Consider the following 17,089-nt stretch of genomic DNA (forward strand, 5'->3'; position numbering starts at 1 on the left):
TTCCCTTTGCTAATATTGATTATGCGTTGAGTGTAGCCGATTCAGTTTTAACTTTTGGCTGGCGAACGCGTGTCGCCGCTGCAATATAGACCGCTGCCAGAATGCTAAATATGTACGCCTGAACCATCCCGGTCAGAAGTCCCATCAAGGTCATCACGATCGGGAACAGGAAAGGCGTAATTGAAAGTAAGATGCCAACAATCATGGCACCACTCATCATGTTTCCGAACAGGCGAATGGCGAGCGCGAGCGTTCGCGAGACCTCGCTGATGAGATTAAACGGCAGCATGATGAAGGTCGGCTCGATATAGGACTTCAAATAGCCGCCAACTCCCTGGTCATCGATTCCGAAGATCGGAACGGCAACAAAGACGCAGAGCGCCAGTGCGCAGGTAGTGGAAAGTGAGCCCGTCGGAGGCTCATAGCCCGGAAAGATGGTAAACAAGCTCGCTGTGGCTACAAACAGGAACAAAGTTCCAATAAAGGCGATGTATTTCTCAGGCTTTCGAAGTCCGATACTGTGGATTTGCGAGATGATTCCCGTAACAATGATTTCCAGTAGGTTTTGCCAGCGAGTGCGTTGGTTCCCCGTTGAAAGCGTCCGTGTAATCAGCATCGATCCAACGGTCAGCACGAGCATGATTACCCATGTGAATACAATCGTTCCATTGAGTTTGGCGAACCCCATTTGCCAAAAGATTGATTCATCGGGGCTGAGATGCATACTCGGTCTCCTTCGTAGTATGGGATCGCGAGGACTCAGCGCTGCGCATTAGTTGGGTCACGACCACTCTGGCGATCAAAAAACCTGCGAGGCACAAGAGCACTCGTTGCCACTTTCCATCGGCAACCCAGTAAAAACCAAGCAGTGTCACAGCCATTCGCGACACATGGCTGACTAGAAACCAAGTCGCCGGGTGGCCGGAGGTCAGCCCGCTGCGAACGGTCCACCACAGTCCTCCAAAGAAAATCGCTCCCAATGCCAAGCCAGCGACGACGGGCACTCCAGCGTTGACCAAGTCATTCATTTTCGTCTTCCTTCTCTTCGTGCATCGCTTTGTCTTCTTTGGAAACCCACATCCAGGCGTTGAAACAGCCTATCAGCAAGCCAGCCACTAACAACATCAACGTCCATGATTGCCCACGCGGAAAGTGCCGGTCAAGCCAAATACCAACAGCCGCTCCCGCAAGCGTCGGCACCACGACCGACCAGCCAATAAGGCCCATCATGCCCAGTCCGAACCAGACGCCCGAATCACGATGCCGCATCGCCCTAATTTTTCGTTTTGCTTTTGCTTCCACTTGGCGCGCAAACTTAGACGAGGGACTCGATGGCTCAGCGTCTTGAGGTGGATCGGATTGGGGGTGATCATTCATGGTGCAACTGCGCAATACGACGGACAAAATCGCTCTCCATTCGGGCCAGAGCTGCGTGCACGTTTTGCTCCTGTTCGTTCAACGTCAGGAATTCTCGCCGCACGGCCTCGCGAAGTTCTCCCAAGTCCACCCCCTCGATAGCATTGCGGACCGACACGAACACGTTCAAGCCGGTCTTCACCATCGCCCCCTCATCGACGGCCACAAACGATTCCCCCAAGTCTTCTCGCTCATAAACGAGAATCCCGGGCGTGATCGAAGCGACGCAGTCGAGTCGGTGTGGCAACAGCCCGAAGGCACCAAATTGAGTTTCCGCTACCACTCGTACCACATCGGTATGTTCGACGAGCACTTGAAAGGGCAACAATATCTTAAGTGTCATGAGTGCTGGGGCTGGCATGCACCGACTCCTTGTCACTAGGAGGTTCCGATTCGGTAGCGTTCGTTTTGCCAGGCAGCCGGACTTCGTCGATCTTGCCGATCATATACAGAGCTTTTTCCGGCACGTCCTTAAACTCATCGTTCAGAATCCGCCGGCATCCGTCGAGTGAATCTTCCAAGCTGACCGCCTTGCCTTTCAAACCGGTGAACTGTTCGGTAGTGAAGAAGGGTTGAGTTAAGAATCGTTCCAACCGACGGGCGCGTGCGACCACGTTCCGATCATCGGCCGAGAGCTGCTCGAGCCCCAACATTGCAATGATGTCTTTCAATTCGTCGTATTGGGCGAGCGTGCTGCGAATCTCTTGCGCCAATTGGTAGTGCCGGTCTCCGACAACCCCAGGCGTGGCCATCTTGGAATTCGACTGCAGAGGGTCGATCGCGGGAAACAAGCCTTCGCTCGCTCGCTTGCGTGACAAAACGATCGAAGCCGACAAGTGTGAGAAAGTGTGCACTGCGGCAGGATCCGTGAAGTCATCGGCCGGGACGTAAACCGCTTGGATCGACGTAATTGCCCCCGAGTCCGTATTGGCAATTCGCTCTTCCAAACCGGAAAGCTCGGTTCCCATCGTGGGTTGATAGCCCAAACGCGAAGGCATTTGCCCCATCAATCCGGAGACTTCCATGCCAGCTTGGATGAAGCGAAAGATGTTGTCGATCAAGAGCAACACATCGCGGTGTTCTTCGTCCCGAAAGTATTCCGCCATGGTTAGGGCTGCATGGCCAACACGAAAACGGCTGCCCGGCGGTTCGTTCATCTGACCATAAATCATCACCATATTGTCAAGCACACCGGCAGATTTCATTTCACGGTAAAGCTCTTCGCCTTCTCGACAGCGTTCGCCGATGCCACAGAAGATGCTCGCCCCTTCTTCATGGCCCACCATGTTATGAATCAACTCCGCCAACAACACCGTTTTGCCGACCCCGGCGCCACCGAACAGACCTGCCTTGCCGCCGCGTTCGAGAGGCAGCAGCACGTCGATGGCTTTAATTCCTGTTTCGAACACTTGAGATTTCGTCGAGCGGCGAACGAGTGGCGGTGGAGTCTGATGCACACTTCGCCACTGCACGTTCTCCAAAGCCGGACCACGATCGATCGTGTTGCCAAACACATCCAACATGCGCGACAAAATCGGTTTGCCCACGGGAGCCAGTAGCGGTTCACCGGTGTCCGTCACGGGCATTCCACGCGACAGTCCCTGAGTGGGTGTGAGTGCAATCCCCCGTACGAGATGGCGGTCCAGTTGGGCCAGCACTTCAATGGCAATCTGTTGGTCGGCTCCAGCCCGCAGCATGGTATGGATTAGGGGCAACCGCTCCGTAAAGCAAACATCCACAACGCTGCCGCGCACCGCGACCACCTTGCCCAAGTGCAATCCCGGTTGAGAGTTTTGCGTCGATACGGGGCGGGTCGGAAAATTCACTGGCGTCATGGCTTGCATTCTGTACCGGCCTGCAGCTGGACAGCGCCGACTAGAGTGGTCTTGGGGCGTCGCTCCGCAATATCCATGAGACGGAAATTGGATCGCCCACGCTATAGAAATACGATTCTAGGTGGAAAGCCAGTGATTGTATAGCGACGACCAGATTTGCAACTGCGTTGCCTCAACCGGGCGCCTCAATGACTGGCCGGTCAATGCAGAGCTCCCGAGGAAAGCATCCGCCCCCTGAATGAACACGAATACCGGCGAGTCCGGTTGCCGATGAGTTCGCGCACCGCGGTAGACATGTACGAAGCCGAACCGCTGCCGCAAGTGCCTGCAGCAAGCCAGATTTCGGCCCAGCGGTCCATGGGCCGAGAGCTCTGGTCAGACGACGCCGGGTCGTGGGGCGAACGCTCGGTATCGGCGTCTCAGGCAACCAGTCCTACTACGCTGCCTCCTTACTACGCTGCCTCCTAGACGGTCTGCCCAACGTGCGTCCCTTCGGCGAATTCCTCGATTGCCTTGGTGCAAAAGTCGGGCAGATCATCCGGGTTGCGGCTGGTGACTAGCCCCTGATCGCAAACACAAGCTTCATCAACCCAGTTCGCACCGGCGTTTTTTAGATCCGTTTTCAGGCTCGGCCAGGAGGTAACCCGGCGATCGTGCACCACGTCTGCTTCGATCAGCATCCAGGGGCCATGACAGATAGCCGCCACAGGTTTTGCGAGCTTGAAAAAGTCTCGGACAAACTGGACGCAGTCTGCGTTGGTTCTAAGCGAATCGGGATTGGCGACTCCCCCAGGTAGAACCAGACCGTCGTAATCTTCTACACTGACTTGATCGATCGTTTTGTCCACTTCGAATTGTTCGGCCGCTTTATCATGATTCATTCCCTGAATTTTTCCCGACTTGGGAGAAACTAAATGCACCGTTGCACCTGCCGCTTTGATTTCCTCCCAAGGCCGAGTGAGTTCGACTTGTTCAAAACCGTCGGTTGCAAGAAAGGCAATACGTTTGTTTTTCAGTCGTTGCTGTGACATCATTTTGCTCCAGGGATGCTAATGTTTGCGAAACGCGTGAGATTGCCGTCGTAGTCCCCATCTTCCAGCACGCTACGATATGCGAGTCTGTTTAGGCACGGGCATTCTCAGGGAGCAGGACAGCAAATATCGAGCCACTCAAAAAAACGATCCCAATCGATGGTCAAAAAAATCGTCCCCTACGCTGCTGAGGCCCCCACGTAGTAGTCTGTGTCTTCGCAGAATTTCCCTTCCCGGCCATCTCATCTTCGCAGAGTAACGCGAAGGGGACGTTGAGCACTGTACGGTTACCCGATGATTGCTGCTGTGACCCGACGATTGCTGCTGTGAATAGCGAGCTTGCCCCAGGAATCTCCGAGCGCAAGTGCTCTGCCGTACTGTTGCGCTAATTTACTAGATAAAATTGCACCACTTCTGTTGGCGGTCGCAATCGCCCGCTGATGAGTTGCTGGGCTCAACTCACAAGTCTCGGGCTAGGTCGGTAGCGTGCCCTGGACGAGATGATCGTCCGCCTGCGTTGGTGGCTCAAGCGATTCGAGTGATAAGTTCTTGACATGCAAGTCGGCGGTCTCGACATAAAATCCCACCAGGCCTCGGGAAAAGGTTGCATCGACGAGCGACAACACCACGCGGCCATTCACGCTCAATTCATGATAACTGCCGAATGCCAGCAGACCGATTTCAATGTCTCTCGGCCGCTCGGCGTACCAGTACCCAGCCTGAAGCGATTGGAACTGCATCATCTCTTCCCCCGAATGCAGCGGGCCGGTCCCCCAAGCACGCATTTGGGCAATGCCTTTCATGAGGTCCAACGAGATGTAGTAGCCGTCATGGGATTCCGGATCAATGCGGACAACCAAGCCACATTTACCAACACCCTGCATGTCCATGAGTGCCGAAAGACTGAAGCAATCGAGTTGCGGTTGAAACACGTAGGCCTGAAACCCCGCTTCGCTGGTCAACCGCATTGAGTCGCCTGTTGTATGGAGCCCCCCTTGGTCAGATTGCGTTTTAAGAGGACTCAAGCGGCTACAATCAATTCTCTGCTTGACACGCTTCGCAAGCCCCTCGAAGGTCGTCGCCCGCAACTGCCCGTCAGGGCAACTCCGAAGCCGCTTGGGAGGTGGCATGATGTTGTTCGAAGTACGATCCCCCACCAGGTCTGTGAAGAAATTCCAGAGTAGTACGCCATTTTCGTCCTGGCAGACACGTCCCGCATAGTTGCCTTTTGGCAGTAGGACGTTGTCATAGTAGTTTCGCCAAGGCCGACCAATCTCATTGGTATGCCAGTATCTAATCTTCGCATCTTCCCTCAAGCTACCGATCAGATAGTACTCGCCATCGATGCGAAACAGGTTGGGGACTTCAATATCGTCATAAATCTGCGGCGCCAGTAGCGGAGGCTGAGCGGCGAATTCGTGGGGCTTTACTTCTTTCATGGCCGCCACACAACCTCGCCGAACCAGTGGCCCAGAGTTCACACGGGCTGCAGCCAACAGCCAACCTTCATCACCGTCTCGAAAGTAGAAGGGATCTCGAAAGCTGACCCAATTCCGCTCGGCATCGACCGACGACTCGTAGTATTCGGGATCGGGTTCCAACGGAAAACAGCTTGAGGGGTTCAGGACAGATTGAATGCTGTCGGATATCCCACGGGGAAGCTTCTGTCGGGCTTCTTTGACCAATTCCGGGTCGGTCGCTCCTCGCCGGTCTTCCCAATTGACCGGCGTTTTTCTCCAAGTAAAAAGATCGTCACTGATGGCCATCCCAATCCGCTGCTTGAGGCCCTGATCACGCCGCGACAGCCCGGTATAGAACATTCGCCAACTGCCTACACGGTGTGGATCCTGCGACACATGTACGGTCCACAGCATCAAATCATCCCAGCTGCCAGGATGGCCAATGAACAGCGCGTTGTCGACGCGCCGCCAGTTCAAGGCATTCTCACTGATGGCATGGGCCACGAAGTCGTGGTTGGGCAAAACCAGGTGAAAGAGATGGTACAAGCCCTCGTGAAAGATAACGTCAACGTCACCTATCGATTTGCGACTCCAAGCGGATTCCGAAAACATAACCCCTCACTTCGTTACAAAAAGTTGCCAACGGATCTTCACTGAGCAAGTTTGCTGCCTTGGCAGGAATTGGAGGTTGGTCAAACCATTCTAGCAAGCAGCCTGTAGCGTCCGCCACCAACCTGCAACTTCAGCGTGTCGTGTGGTTGGCCAGCGACCATTAGCATCGCCTGCTGTGCACAGCCACGCCCTGCGGTAGGCCACACTTCTCCATAATTACGACGTAAATAGAATCGCTTAGGAATTCAATTTTCTGGATCGACGCTCCCATTTGCGGCTTAGACGACTGTGTTGATAGCGGCTGGACCGTTAGGATTCATCCAAGGCATGTATTGCACGATTTCCCTTAGCTCGAAAGCACTTCCATGACCTACCCAAGATCCTTTTCGCACATCGGCATTTCGGTAACCGACCTAGAGCAAGCCGTAGACTTCTACACAAAAACCTTAGGATGGTACGTCATCATGCCTCCCACCGACGTTGTGTCGGACGACTCGGCCATTGGAGTGATGTGCAATGATGTGTTCGGCGAAGGCTGGGGAAAATTTCGAATTGCGCATTTGGCAACGGGTGACCGAATTGGTGTCGAACTTTTTGAGTTCGAGAATGCGCAGAAGCCAGACAACAATTTCGAATACTGGAAAACAGGTGTGTTTCACTTCTGCGTTCAAGATCCTGACGTGGAAGGACTCGCCAAGAAGATCGTGGCCAACGGAGGCAAGCAACGAATGCCCGTACGAGAGTATTATCCCGGCGAAAAACCGTACCGAATGGTTTACTGCGAGGACCCTTTTGGAAATTTAATCGAGATCTATTCTCACAGCTATGAACTCACGTATTCCGCAGGCGCCTACCAAGGCAATTCCCAATGAAAACGGGACACCAAGAAGCAATCGACAGCCGCTCGAACTCTACTGCTGGCCCTGGCTCTGCAATTCGGCTTCATCGGGGGCAAAACATGGCCCAAGACTCGCATAAAACACTGTTCCAGATCACGAAAGATGCAGCCAATTGATGAACGCAACCGAAAAGCCACACGAGGCTGGGCCCCCCCAGACCTCATCTCCCAAACCACGTGCGAATCAGCATCTTAATTGGTGGAACCGAAAGTCACTCGTGATTGCGGCCTTGGCCATTTTTGCGATCTGCCTGCATCTCTTGATGCGATTTGGCATCCATACCACCACGGGAATCGGCAATATTCCGCTGTTGGCCATATTGGTTATCGGCGGTATCCCATTGCTATTCGACCTGCTGAAGAAATTGTTTCAGCGAGAGTTTGGTTCGGACCTGCTGGGGGGAATTTCGATCATTACCTCGGTGCTATTGGGCGAGTACCTGGCAGGTTCGATCATCGTTTTGATGCTCTCCGGCGGCGAAGCACTGGAGTCGTACGCGCTGCGCAGTGCGTCTTCAGTGTTGGCGGCCCTTGCCAAGCGGATGCCGTCAGTCGCTCACAGAAAACGGGACTCCACCATCGAGGATGTGGAATTGCAAGACGTTTCCGTTAACGACACGTTGGTTATCTTTCCGCACGATGTTTGCCCCGTGGATGGAGTGGTCGTCGAAGGGCGTGGCGTCATGGATGAATCGTACTTGACCGGTGAGCCTTTTCAGATCACTAAGACATCGGGTTCAAAGGTCATCTCGGGTGCCATCAATGGCGAAACGGCTTTGACCATTCGCGCGACGCACATTGCTGCCGATTCGCGTTACGCCAAGATCATGGAAGTGATGCGTGAATCCGAATCGAAGCGCCCGCAACTTCAGCGGTTGGGAGATCGACTGGGTGCCATCTACACGCCAGTTGCGCTAGCAATCGCCTTTCTCGCCTGGGGCGTTAGTGGCGAAGCCACTCGCTTTCTATCGGTGTTGGTGATCGCGACCCCCTGTCCGCTACTGATCGGGATTCCCGTCGCCATCATTGGCTCCATTTCGCTGTGTGCTCGACGCGCGATTATCGTCAAGAGTCCTATCGTACTGGAACAGATCACCACCTGCCGTACTGCAATTTTTGATAAAACCGGGACGCTGACCTATGGTGAACCAACGCTTACGGAACAGGTCATGGCCCCCGGTTTTGAGCAGCGTGACGTGTTAACCTTGGTCGCAAGCCTGGAACGCTATTCGAAACATCCCCTGGCGAGCGCTATTCTGGCGGCGGGCAGGAAGGCGGGAGTTCACCTACCTGAAGCGACAGAGGTAAGCGAGCAACCTGGTAAAGGATTGACGGGAACGGTTTCCGAGCGTCGGCTCCTCATTACGAGTCGCAATAAGGCGGCTCAGCAAAACGTAGCGGGCGCCGATCAAATCCCTCCTGTTGCTGGAGGCTTGGAGTGTGTGGTGGCCATCGACAACCAATACGCTGCTACCCTGCGATTTCGCGATGCGCCGCGTACCGATAGCCGTTCTTTCGTGAAGCATCTTGGCCCGCGCCACCAATTCAATCGCCTGATGATTCTGTCAGGCGACCGTGAATCGGAGGTTCGCTACCTAGCCAACCAAGTTGGTATCACAGAAATTTTTGCCGAGCAAAGTCCTGAACAGAAATTGGCAATCGTGCTGCAGGAAACGGCGCGCGCAAAGACGCTGTACGTGGGTGATGGCATCAACGATACCCCCGCCATGATAGCTGCGACGGTGGGCATCGCGATTGGGCAGAACAGTGACGTGACCGCCGAAGCCGCCGGCGTCGTGATTATGGACAATTCACTCACGAAGGTTGATGAGTTCATGCACATCAGCCGTCGCATGCGCTCAATCGCACTACAGAGTGCGGTCGGCGGCATGGCTTTAAGTGTGATCGGTATGGGGTTTGCGTCTTTCGGCTACCTGACACCGGTCGTGGGTGCAGTCCTGCAGGAATTTATCGACGTCGCCGCAGTACTGAACGCGCTACGCGCCGCTTTTCCTCCCAAAGTAATCCACGATCTATAGCAACCAGGTATCGAGCGCTGCGGCGTACCATCTCTTTCTAGGATAGTGGCGCTTTGCAGGGCAGTGGCAAAGTTGCCCGCAGCACTTTGGGCGGTGAGAAAGAAAATTAGAAAGGGTTCGCGGCCAACTGCTGGCGTTGCACTTTGCCTTAGCTGCAAACGGGGCTGCTGCAGGGACAGGGCAGGAGGGGCAGGGCTGGCATGCAGAACGAAGCGACAACGCATTTCGCTAGAGCTTAGACGCGACCGTTGTTTTCCCTACCTCAACAGCACATACATTGCATCCGACGGTAGTTTGAGAGTCAGACCGTCCGGTGTGCGTCGCATCGTCAAGTCTTTCACGGCAAGTCCGTTCGCATCCAGTTGGGTTGCCTTCGACAGCGTTCGGTTCGCTAACTGAATTTCGATATCGCTATCCTCGATGTTCCACGGGCTACCGCCACGATCGGTGATTCGTTCGGAATCGTCCTTGTCTGGAGTTGTCTGCCAGCCGTAGGGACGTGCGATCGTGCCGATCTGAACCAAAACTTGCGTAGAATTGCTGAGTTCTTGATCGTCAACGGCTACGGCCAACACGGTGGCGTATTGATTTCGACCGTCCACCGTGAGTGCGTCCAGGACAACTCGTCCGGCTGCTGCCAGATTTCCGGTGACGCCATTCGCCTTGGGCGCGTTCAGCGTGCACAGCCCATCACCGTAGTTCCACGTTAACTCGCCGGTTATACTGCGAACGCTTCGTGCCGTTGAGTCGATGAACGTCGTCAAATCAGCTAGTTCCGTCTTGCCTTCTGAGAACTCAACTTCGACCCCTCCGACGAGATACGTCAATGGAGTGACTCGCCCCTGTGCCGCAGCTTCCGCACTATTGGCTGGAGTGCGTGAGTCGCGATTGGGATCAAAGCCAGCCTCTTCCGGTAGCAGCGGTGACGTGCGCGACCAAACCTCGTCCAGACTTCGATGTTCCACCAGTACCGGCTTTCCCTGCTGGACATAGCCTTGTCGGAACATTAACGCGGCCGCCGGAAACATACCCAATTGCGCAGGCGACGAGATCTGCCACTTCCCCATGGGCGGGCCGAACCCAATATCGTCGGTTGAGAACCAGTAGAAGATATCGAAGCCGGTTAGAGCGCCGTAGGCCGCAACCAGAAAGGGGCCCTCGCTTTGGTAGCGCAGCGGCGGTACCCAGGCACTTTCAGAAATGATCATCGGGTGGCCTTGAACCTGTCGTAGCGCCAACGGAAAATCCCAGGGCCGCTTGAGTGCAGATTCGCCACGAAACGTATCGCCTTCACTGATCAAGTAACCAGCCTTGTGACTCTCCGTGGGATTTGCATGTTGGCCACCATTGTAGTATCGATTGACCCCGATCACATCATTGGCAGAGTAGGCATACCGCTCTGCGTCGAGCAGTTTGGCAGAATCTGCGGTGCGCCAATTGCCAGCGTTGATGAGACCATCGTAGCCCAAATCTTCCTTTAGAAAACGCGAGATTTCTAAGTTGAAGTCGTACATGAGTTGCGTGTAGAAGTGCAATTGGTCGTCGAATCGCGCAGCCATCGCGCCGCTCTGCGACTGAGTGAGATTCCAGATTTTCTGCGGCATTACGGTGCGATTGCTAAAATCATCACCTTGCACCCCAGTCGCACCGCCCCAAGCCTGTGTGGCCTTGTCCAGCGAGCCGTACTTCTTCACCAGCCAGTCGCCGAATTGTCGGGCGAGTTCTTTGCGCTGTTCACCTTGGATCGAGGATTCAGTCCAGAACAGAAGGCTGTCTTCGTTCTGAATTTGAAACAGGGCGACCGTAGGATCTTCCGCAAGTGGAATTCCGGTGTGGGGATTGGGGCGCGTCATCAATGCCCTGAGCCACCCCTTGTAAGCGTCTTGAAGTTGCTTATCAAAGAAGATCAATCCGGTCAGGTTTTCGCCATCTGAGCTCTTCAATCCCCACGCTGGCTGTGGTTTGACGCTTACCGCCCAATACGGCGAGAGGGTGACATAGATACCGTGCTTCTTCATGGCCCCCACCAACCGCCAGGCTGCGTCGATATCTTCCTGATTGACGTCGGTCAATGGCGCCCCAGGCCCCGGTGCAAGATGTCCATGGTGACGCACCATATTGACGCCGCGTTTCGCCAGCCAGCGAGCATGTTCATCCACAACAGCCACATCGTCACGAAACTGAACTCCTGTGTTGACAGCCCAAAATCGCAGTGGCTTGCCAGAGCCGTCTACAAAGTCAGCTCCGTTTGGCGATCGACGCACGCGTCCGTTTTTACCAGCAGGTTTCTCATTGAGATACGACAGATCCAACAACGCCTCGGTGGAAAACAGATCACGATCGGGTTCAAACGCCCACTTGCCCGGATCGGCCAGGCCCAGCTTCTGGCCCGGCTTGCGATTCCCCTGAGGCAGGAACGGTGTGCGGCTAAGAACGAAGCAATCCAATCCACCGTGATGGTTGTTTTTACTTTCGAATCGAACTTCCAACACATTTTCACCAGCTTGCAGCGGAAGCATGCCAGCTTTAACCCAAGCGACAAAGCGCAAGTCGGGCCTCCCATCGCTGGCAATATTGATGTTCTGTTCGTTTTCCGCAAGAGAAATCGACTGCCAATCTCCGCCATTGATTCGTACTCGTAATTCAGCGGTGACGGGATTGGCTCGCAACCAAAATTCGTGCTCACCGGCAACAGACGCCTCAAAATGGTAGGTGGCGACCGGCATTTCGCCCCCCTTAAAATGCGACAGCCACGCTCCTCCGGAAAGTTCCGTCTTTCGCACTGAGTTATACCAGCCATTGTCCTGCATGGTGTCCGACACGGCGTTCTCGCCTTCGACCCAAATCAACTCCTGAGCCTGACACTCAGCCACACAGATGGTGCTTAAAACAACCGCCGTCAAAAATGAGAAGGCAACACAGGGACGCATGCTTATAGATCCAACGAAATGGGAGTCGATATTGATCTCAAAATTCTACGAGCCGCTACAGCCTAGCCAAAATTCACTGAACTGACGGAAACTTGCAAGCGGATGATTTGCACTGCCCCAGAGGCGTTCCACCCAGAGGCGGCCACACCGTCATTCCACCGCTTGTTGGAATAGTGCCCCACTACGTGAGCCAGGAAGCGCAGTCGCCGCTTCAGGGTACTCGGCGTAGCAGCCTATGCGGTAAAACCGAAAACACTCTTCAATCAACAAGCCGTCCAGCTTGACGCCCAAACCATTGCTAAACTTATCCGTCACAGCGCAATCTCGTGTGAGCGCAGCCACCAGCACAAGGTAATCTATTTTGCATGCCTGATGCAACTTTCCCTCATGGGTCCGTTGCCACGCCGCGAACCGAATTACTGCTATCCGGCGAGTGGCATCCATTTCTTTACCGTGGCTGGCCCGGAGTAGAAGTGGGATTGTTGGTTCCTAAACCTCATCTGTGCAGATTGGCACGACGGTGTGCGTTGGCGACACTTGCCGACTGAATGCAGCCTCTCCACTCTGGAGTTGGTCGGCAAATTGCCTTCGCGAGCAGCCGAACGGGTTCCCGTGTGCCATTGCGCTGTTGGCATCATAGTTGCAACATGGCATCAGCGAGCGTTCCGCCGAACGTTGGTGATTCGATCCACTCACGCCAAAGGTAGTTGTCATGTCTGTTGAACTCACCGAACTTCAAGCGGGAAACTTGTTGGAGATCCGCGTCTCTGGTAAGTTGGACCGCGCTGCCTACGACCTTTTCACGCCGGCTGTCGAGCGGCAGATTGAAACCTATGGCAAAGTGCGAATTCTATTCGAGATGCACGATTTCCATGGTTGGGATGCAGCCGCACTCTGGGAAGATATCAAGTTCGACGTCAAGCACTTCAACGACATCGAACGTCTCGCAATCGTGGGCGACAAGAAGTGGGAACATGGCATGGCTGTATTCTGCAAACCTTTCACGACAGCTTCCGTTCGCTACTTCGACACGAGTGACATCGACCAAGCTCGCCAGTGGTTAGGGGAATAGAGATGTCAGCTAACCCACGGAATGTGCATCCGGTTTATGACCTCCTGCCGGTCGAAATCGACGGATTCGAAACGCTGGCTGAATTGGCGTTGGACCTTCGTTCGGCATGGAATCACGCAACCGATGAGATCTGGCGGCGGCTCGATGCGGAGCTGTGGGAGATCACGCACAACCCGTGGGTTGTCTTGCAAACCGTTTCGCGGCAGAGAATCGAGCATGTACTGAGCGACGCTGATTTTCGTAAGACGGTCGACGAATTGTGGAACGAGCGGAAACAAACTGCTGAGCAGCCGGCTTGGTTTCAACAAACGCATACTGATTCTCCGTTGAAATGCGCCGCCTACTTCAGCATGGAGTACATGCTGAGCGAAGCGCTGCCGATTTACTCGGGAGGCCTTGGAAACGTCGCTGGCGATCAGCTTAAGGCAGCCAGTGATTTGGGAGTGCCAGTGGTGGCGGTAGGGCTCCTGTTTCAGCAAGGTTACTTTCGCCAGTCCATCGACGATGCGGGGCAGCAATACGCCCTCTATCCGTATAACGATCCCGGGCAGTTGCCCATACGGCCCCTGCGTGATGCCAACGGCGAATGGTTGCGGTTGAAAATTGAATTGCCGGGCTACTCTGTATGGCTGCGCGCCTGGCAAGTGAAAGTCGGTCGCGCAAATTTGTACTTGCTCGACAGCAACGATGCCGCTAACTTTCCAGCACAACGAGGCTTTACGAGCGAACTTTACGGTGGTGGCCCAGAGCTTCGACTGAAGCAAGAGTTAATTTTGGGTATCGGCGGGTGGCGATTGCTCACAGAGCTGGGGATCACTCCCGAGGTCTGCCACTTGAACGAAGGCCATGCCGCCTTTGCCGTACTGGAACGTGCTCGTGGCTTTATGGAAACATCGGGCCAACCGTTCGACGTCGCGTTGGCGGTGACGCGAGCCGGCAATCTATTCACGACGCATACTGCGGTCCCTGCCGGATTTGATCGCTTTTCACCAGACTTGATCCAGCAGCACCTTGGGCGTTACGCGCGAGAAAAACTTGGGATTTCCGTTGAAGACCTGTTAGCACTAGGTCGGCAAGACCCCAAGGATCCATCCGAGCTATTCAACATGGCCCACCTGGCAATCCGAGGAAGTGGCAGAGTCAACGGCGTCAGCCGTTTACACGGTGAAGTGAGCCGCCGCATGTTCACGCCTTTGTTTCCCAGCTGGCCGGAAGAGGAAGTGCCCGTGGGCCACGTGACCAACGGCGTCCACATGCCAAGCTGGGACTCAGCGGCTGCGGATCGCGTCTGGACCCGATCGTGTGGAAAAGACCGCTGGCTCGGTATGAGCCAAACGCTGGAGTGTGATATTGGCCGCGTTACGGATGAATCGCTGTGGCAATTCCGTATCGATTCCGCGCACTCTCTGATCGAATACGCCCGCCAGCGCTTGGCCCGTCAACTCGCAGCCTCGGGCTCCTCGCCGGAAGATGTCGAAGCGGCCAAGCATCTGTTCGATCCCAACACTTTGACACTCGGCTTTGCTCGACGTTTCGCGACGTACAAGCGGCCGAACCTCTTGCTGCGGGATCCAGCTCGGTTGCTGCGTTTGCTAACGAATCCAGAGCGCCCGGTGCAACTGATCCTCGCTGGCAAAGCCCATCCGGCAGATCAAGCAGGACAGGACCTAATACGCCAGTGGATCGAATTCATCCGGCATCCGATCGCGCGACAGCACGTGATCTTTTTAAGCGACTACGACATGCTGCTTTCCGAACACCTCGTCCAGGGCTGTGACGTGTGGGTCAACACGCCACGGCGTCCCTGGGAGGCCAGTGGAACCAGCGGTATGAAAGTGCTAGTCAACGGCGGAATCAATCTTTCCGAGTTAGATGGTTGGTGGGCCGAAGCCTACACACCAGAAGTCGGTTGGGCAATCGGCGATGGCCACGAGCACGGCGACGATCCAACCTGGGATGCCGTCGAAGCAGAACAGCTCTACCAAGTGCTGGAAGAGGAGGTCGTCCCCGAGTTCTATCGACGGAACGAGCAAGGCATTCCGACACAGTGGCTGGCCCGTATGCGGGCCAGCATGTCACAGTTGGCGCCGCAGTTCTCCGCCGTTCGCACCGTTCGTGAATACACCCAGCAACACTACCTACCTGCCGCGGCCGCATTCAGCGATCGCACAAAACTAGGCGGTACGGTGGGGACGAACATCGTTCACTGGGAACGCTCGGTACGCGAGAAATGGGAGTCGTTAAAGTTCGGTGAACTGCGGGTGGAGCCGATCGGAAATGAACTCCGTTTTGAAGTCGACGTGTACTTGGATGGCCTCGACGCCAGTTTCATACAAGTAGAGTTGTATGCCAACGCGCAGGAAGCGTTCCCAGTCGTTTGCCAAGCAATGAATCGTTTAGATTCGTCGAGAAATCCGGAATCCAACTGGGCGACCTATCAGGCGAGCGTGCTGGCCACACGGCCGACGACCGACTTCACACCACGCATCATCCCTCACCACAAAGGTGTCAGCGTGCCATTGGAATTGGATCTGATTCGGTGGCAGCGATGAACGACCATCACATTTTAACCATCAATGGCGGGTCGTCGAGTATCAAGTTTGCGGTGTTTCATCTCAAACCTTCCTTGCACCGTGGACTGACTGGAAAGCTCGACCGTATCGGCTGCGACGGAACGCGTCTGACGTTCAGCGAAACCGAACGCGCTGCTCCCCAAACAGTGGAGGTAGCAGCGGCAGACCACTTGGCCGCAGCCGAATTCCTGCTGGATTGGCTTGAATCTCAAAACATCCTCTCGAATGTCGCTGCGATCGGACATCGCATCGTTCACGGCATGCAACGCACGCAGCCTGAGATTGTGACACCTGAGATGTTAGACGAATTGCATCGCATCTGTCCCTACGCAGCTGAACATCTGCCCGGCGAACTTTCGATCATCGCAGCGTTTCGCAAACACATCCCGAGTGTACCGCAAGTGGTTTGTTTTGACACTGCGTTTCATCGCACGATGCCGCGCGTGGCGACGTTGCTTCCGATTCCTCGCCGATATGAGGCCCAAGGCCTACAGCGGTACGGTTTTCATGGTTTATCCTATGCCTACCTAATCCAGGAACTCCGTCGGCTTGGCGACCCAGCAGCGGTCAGCGGTCGCGTCATTCTGGCCCACCTGGGCAACGGCGCAAGCATGGCAGCCGTTCGCAACGGCCAGTGCATCGACACCAGTATGGCGTTCACGCCGTCAGCCGGCCTGCCGATGGGGACGCGAACCGGTGATCTGGATCCAGGGCTATTTCATTACCTAACACAAGTCGAGGGGATGACGCCCGACCAATTTCATCGAATGGTGAACCACGAATCAGGCTTGCTGGGTGTCTCCGAAACCAGTTCTGACATGCGTGACCTACTGGCAATCGAATCCAGCGACTTCCGCGCCGCCGAGGCAATCCAACTGTTTTGCTACCAGGCCAAGAAATGGATCGGTGCCTTTGTAGCCGCTCTCGGAGGGCTCGACACCCTCGTGTTTGCCGGCGGCGTGGGGGAAAACTCTCCTGGAATCCGGGCATCCATCTGCCGTGAACTGCAATGTTTAGGTATCGAATTGGACGAGGAACGCAATGCAGAAAACGCGAGTTCCATTTCCTCAAAAGTTTCCCGCGTCAACGTGAAAGTTATTTCAACTGACGAGGAGATCATGATCGCCCATTCGGTAGAGGAGATCGTCAGGAGGTTAGATCTGTCGCTGTAAATTCTCCCGACTTTCTACCCAAGCCAACCTCCCCAACCAAGGAACCTAGCT

General features: G+C 55.0%; 15 protein-coding genes. 6 read left to right on the forward strand and 9 right to left on the reverse strand.

Features of this window, described 5'->3' with window-relative positions:
- Positions 1-19: 19 nt before the first annotated feature.
- From Q31a_RS21890 to atpD, 5 genes are read right to left on the reverse strand one after another with little or no spacing between them, the layout of a single operon-like run.
- Entirely contained in the window at positions 20-724 is a 705-nt protein-coding gene (locus Q31a_RS21890) for a F0F1 ATP synthase subunit A (RefSeq protein WP_145082582.1), read from the reverse strand.
- Complete coding sequence (locus Q31a_RS21895; RefSeq protein ID WP_145082584.1) at positions 705-1,028, reverse strand: ATP synthase subunit I; 324 nt, start codon at positions 1,026-1,028, stop codon at positions 705-707. Before Q31a_RS21895 ends, Q31a_RS21890 begins: the two co-directional genes overlap by 20 nt.
- Positions 1,021-1,377: an AtpZ/AtpI family protein gene (locus Q31a_RS21900; protein ID WP_145082586.1), complete on the reverse strand. Its 357-nt coding sequence runs from the start codon at positions 1,375-1,377 to the stop codon at positions 1,021-1,023. Before Q31a_RS21900 ends, Q31a_RS21895 begins: the two co-directional genes overlap by 8 nt.
- Positions 1,370-1,777 carry a F0F1 ATP synthase subunit epsilon gene (locus tag Q31a_RS21905; protein WP_231690883.1) on the reverse strand — a complete coding sequence of 136 codons (408 nt, stop codon included), beginning with the start codon at positions 1,775-1,777 and terminating at the stop codon, positions 1,370-1,372. Before Q31a_RS21905 ends, Q31a_RS21900 begins: the two co-directional genes overlap by 8 nt.
- Positions 1,749-3,251 (reverse strand): F0F1 ATP synthase subunit beta, encoded by a 1,503-nt coding sequence (gene atpD / locus Q31a_RS21910; protein WP_145082588.1) that lies wholly within the window; start codon positions 3,249-3,251, stop codon positions 1,749-1,751. The genes Q31a_RS21905 and atpD overlap by 29 nt, the downstream gene beginning before the upstream one ends.
- Before the next feature lie 270 nt (positions 3,252-3,521).
- Between atpD and Q31a_RS30425 the strand changes: the two genes are divergently transcribed.
- Positions 3,522-3,719, forward strand: coding sequence for a hypothetical protein (locus Q31a_RS30425; RefSeq protein WP_197355500.1), 198 nt, complete (start codon positions 3,522-3,524; stop codon positions 3,717-3,719).
- On the opposite strand, the gene Q31a_RS21915 is transcribed toward Q31a_RS30425, so the two are convergent.
- Positions 3,716-4,282 carry a type 1 glutamine amidotransferase domain-containing protein gene (locus Q31a_RS21915; protein ID WP_145087520.1) on the reverse strand — a complete coding sequence of 189 codons (567 nt, stop codon included), beginning with the start codon at positions 4,280-4,282 and terminating at the stop codon, positions 3,716-3,718. The two genes, Q31a_RS30425 and Q31a_RS21915, sit on opposite strands and share 4 nt — an antisense overlap.
- A 473-nt stretch (positions 4,283-4,755) precedes the next feature.
- Positions 4,756-6,354 carry a glycoside hydrolase family protein gene (locus Q31a_RS21920; protein ID WP_145082590.1) on the reverse strand — a complete coding sequence of 533 codons (1,599 nt, stop codon included), beginning with the start codon at positions 6,352-6,354 and terminating at the stop codon, positions 4,756-4,758.
- 365 nt (positions 6,355-6,719) lie between these two features.
- On the opposite strand from Q31a_RS21920, the gene Q31a_RS21925 reads away from it, so the two are divergent.
- On the forward strand, positions 6,720-7,226 hold the full coding sequence (locus tag Q31a_RS21925) for a lactoylglutathione lyase family protein (protein WP_145082593.1): 507 nt from the start codon (positions 6,720-6,722) through the stop codon (positions 7,224-7,226).
- Between the two features lie 142 nt (positions 7,227-7,368).
- A complete protein-coding gene (locus Q31a_RS21930; RefSeq protein WP_145082595.1) occupies positions 7,369-9,291 on the forward strand; it encodes a heavy metal translocating P-type ATPase in 1,923 nt (640 codons plus the stop codon).
- A gap of 257 nt (positions 9,292-9,548) precedes the next feature.
- Here the strand turns inward: Q31a_RS21930 and Q31a_RS21935 are convergent, their stop codons facing one another.
- Both Q31a_RS21935 and Q31a_RS30430 read right to left on the reverse strand, forming a co-directional pair.
- Positions 9,549-12,221: a hypothetical protein gene (locus tag Q31a_RS21935; protein WP_145082597.1), complete on the reverse strand. Its 2,673-nt coding sequence runs from the start codon at positions 12,219-12,221 to the stop codon at positions 9,549-9,551.
- A gap of 150 nt (positions 12,222-12,371) precedes the next feature.
- Positions 12,372-12,536, reverse strand: coding sequence for a hypothetical protein (locus Q31a_RS30430; protein WP_197355501.1), 165 nt, complete (start codon positions 12,534-12,536; stop codon positions 12,372-12,374).
- A gap of 397 nt (positions 12,537-12,933) precedes the next feature.
- On the opposite strand from Q31a_RS30430, the gene Q31a_RS21940 reads away from it, so the two are divergent.
- The 3 genes from Q31a_RS21940 to Q31a_RS21950 are packed head-to-tail and all read left to right on the forward strand — an operon-like array spanning position 12,934 to position 17,038.
- Positions 12,934-13,293: a SpoIIAA family protein gene (locus Q31a_RS21940; protein ID WP_145082599.1), complete on the forward strand. Its 360-nt coding sequence runs from the start codon at positions 12,934-12,936 to the stop codon at positions 13,291-13,293.
- A 2-nt stretch (positions 13,294-13,295) separates the two neighbouring features.
- Positions 13,296-15,845, forward strand: a complete 2,550-nt coding sequence (gene glgP, locus Q31a_RS21945; protein WP_145082601.1) for an alpha-glucan family phosphorylase — start codon at positions 13,296-13,298, stop codon at positions 15,843-15,845.
- Positions 15,842-17,038: an acetate/propionate family kinase gene (locus tag Q31a_RS21950; protein WP_145082603.1), complete on the forward strand. Its 1,197-nt coding sequence runs from the start codon at positions 15,842-15,844 to the stop codon at positions 17,036-17,038. The genes glgP and Q31a_RS21950 overlap by 4 nt, the downstream gene beginning before the upstream one ends.
- Positions 17,039-17,089: the final 51 nt, after the last annotated feature.

This window comes from Aureliella helgolandensis, from assembly GCF_007752135.1.
Lineage (GTDB): Bacteria > Planctomycetota > Planctomycetia > Pirellulales > Pirellulaceae > Aureliella > Aureliella helgolandensis.

Bases quoted from the DNA above. Each gene is read 5' to 3' on its own strand.
- Q31a_RS21890 (WP_145082582.1), bottom strand. From the start codon at position 724: ATGCATCTCAGCCCCGATGAATCAATCTTTTGGCAAATGGGGTTCGCC.
- Q31a_RS21925 (WP_145082593.1), top strand. From the start codon at position 6,720: ATGACCTACCCAAGATCCTTTTCGCACATCGGCATTTCGGTAACCGAC.
- Q31a_RS21950 (WP_145082603.1), top strand. From the start codon at position 15,842: ATGAACGACCATCACATTTTAACCATCAATGGCGGGTCGTCGAGTATC.
- Q31a_RS21915 (WP_145087520.1), bottom strand. From the start codon at position 4,282: ATGTCACAGCAACGACTGAAAAACAAACGTATTGCCTTTCTTGCAACC.
- glgP (WP_145082601.1), top strand. From the start codon at position 13,296: ATGTCAGCTAACCCACGGAATGTGCATCCGGTTTATGACCTCCTGCCG.
- atpD (WP_145082588.1), bottom strand. From the start codon at position 3,251: ATGACGCCAGTGAATTTTCCGACCCGCCCCGTATCGACGCAAAACTCT.
- Q31a_RS21920 (WP_145082590.1), bottom strand. From the start codon at position 6,354: ATGTTTTCGGAATCCGCTTGGAGTCGCAAATCGATAGGTGACGTTGAC.
- Q31a_RS21900 (WP_145082586.1), bottom strand. From the start codon at position 1,377: ATGAATGATCACCCCCAATCCGATCCACCTCAAGACGCTGAGCCATCG.
- Q31a_RS21940 (WP_145082599.1), top strand. From the start codon at position 12,934: ATGTCTGTTGAACTCACCGAACTTCAAGCGGGAAACTTGTTGGAGATC.
- Q31a_RS21935 (WP_145082597.1), bottom strand. From the start codon at position 12,221: ATGCGTCCCTGTGTTGCCTTCTCATTTTTGACGGCGGTTGTTTTAAGC.
- Q31a_RS30425 (WP_197355500.1), top strand. From the start codon at position 3,522: ATGAGTTCGCGCACCGCGGTAGACATGTACGAAGCCGAACCGCTGCCG.
- Q31a_RS21930 (WP_145082595.1), top strand. From the start codon at position 7,369: ATGAACGCAACCGAAAAGCCACACGAGGCTGGGCCCCCCCAGACCTCA.
- Q31a_RS21895 (WP_145082584.1), bottom strand. From the start codon at position 1,028: ATGAATGACTTGGTCAACGCTGGAGTGCCCGTCGTCGCTGGCTTGGCA.
- Q31a_RS21905 (WP_231690883.1), bottom strand. From the start codon at position 1,777: ATGCCAGCCCCAGCACTCATGACACTTAAGATATTGTTGCCCTTTCAA.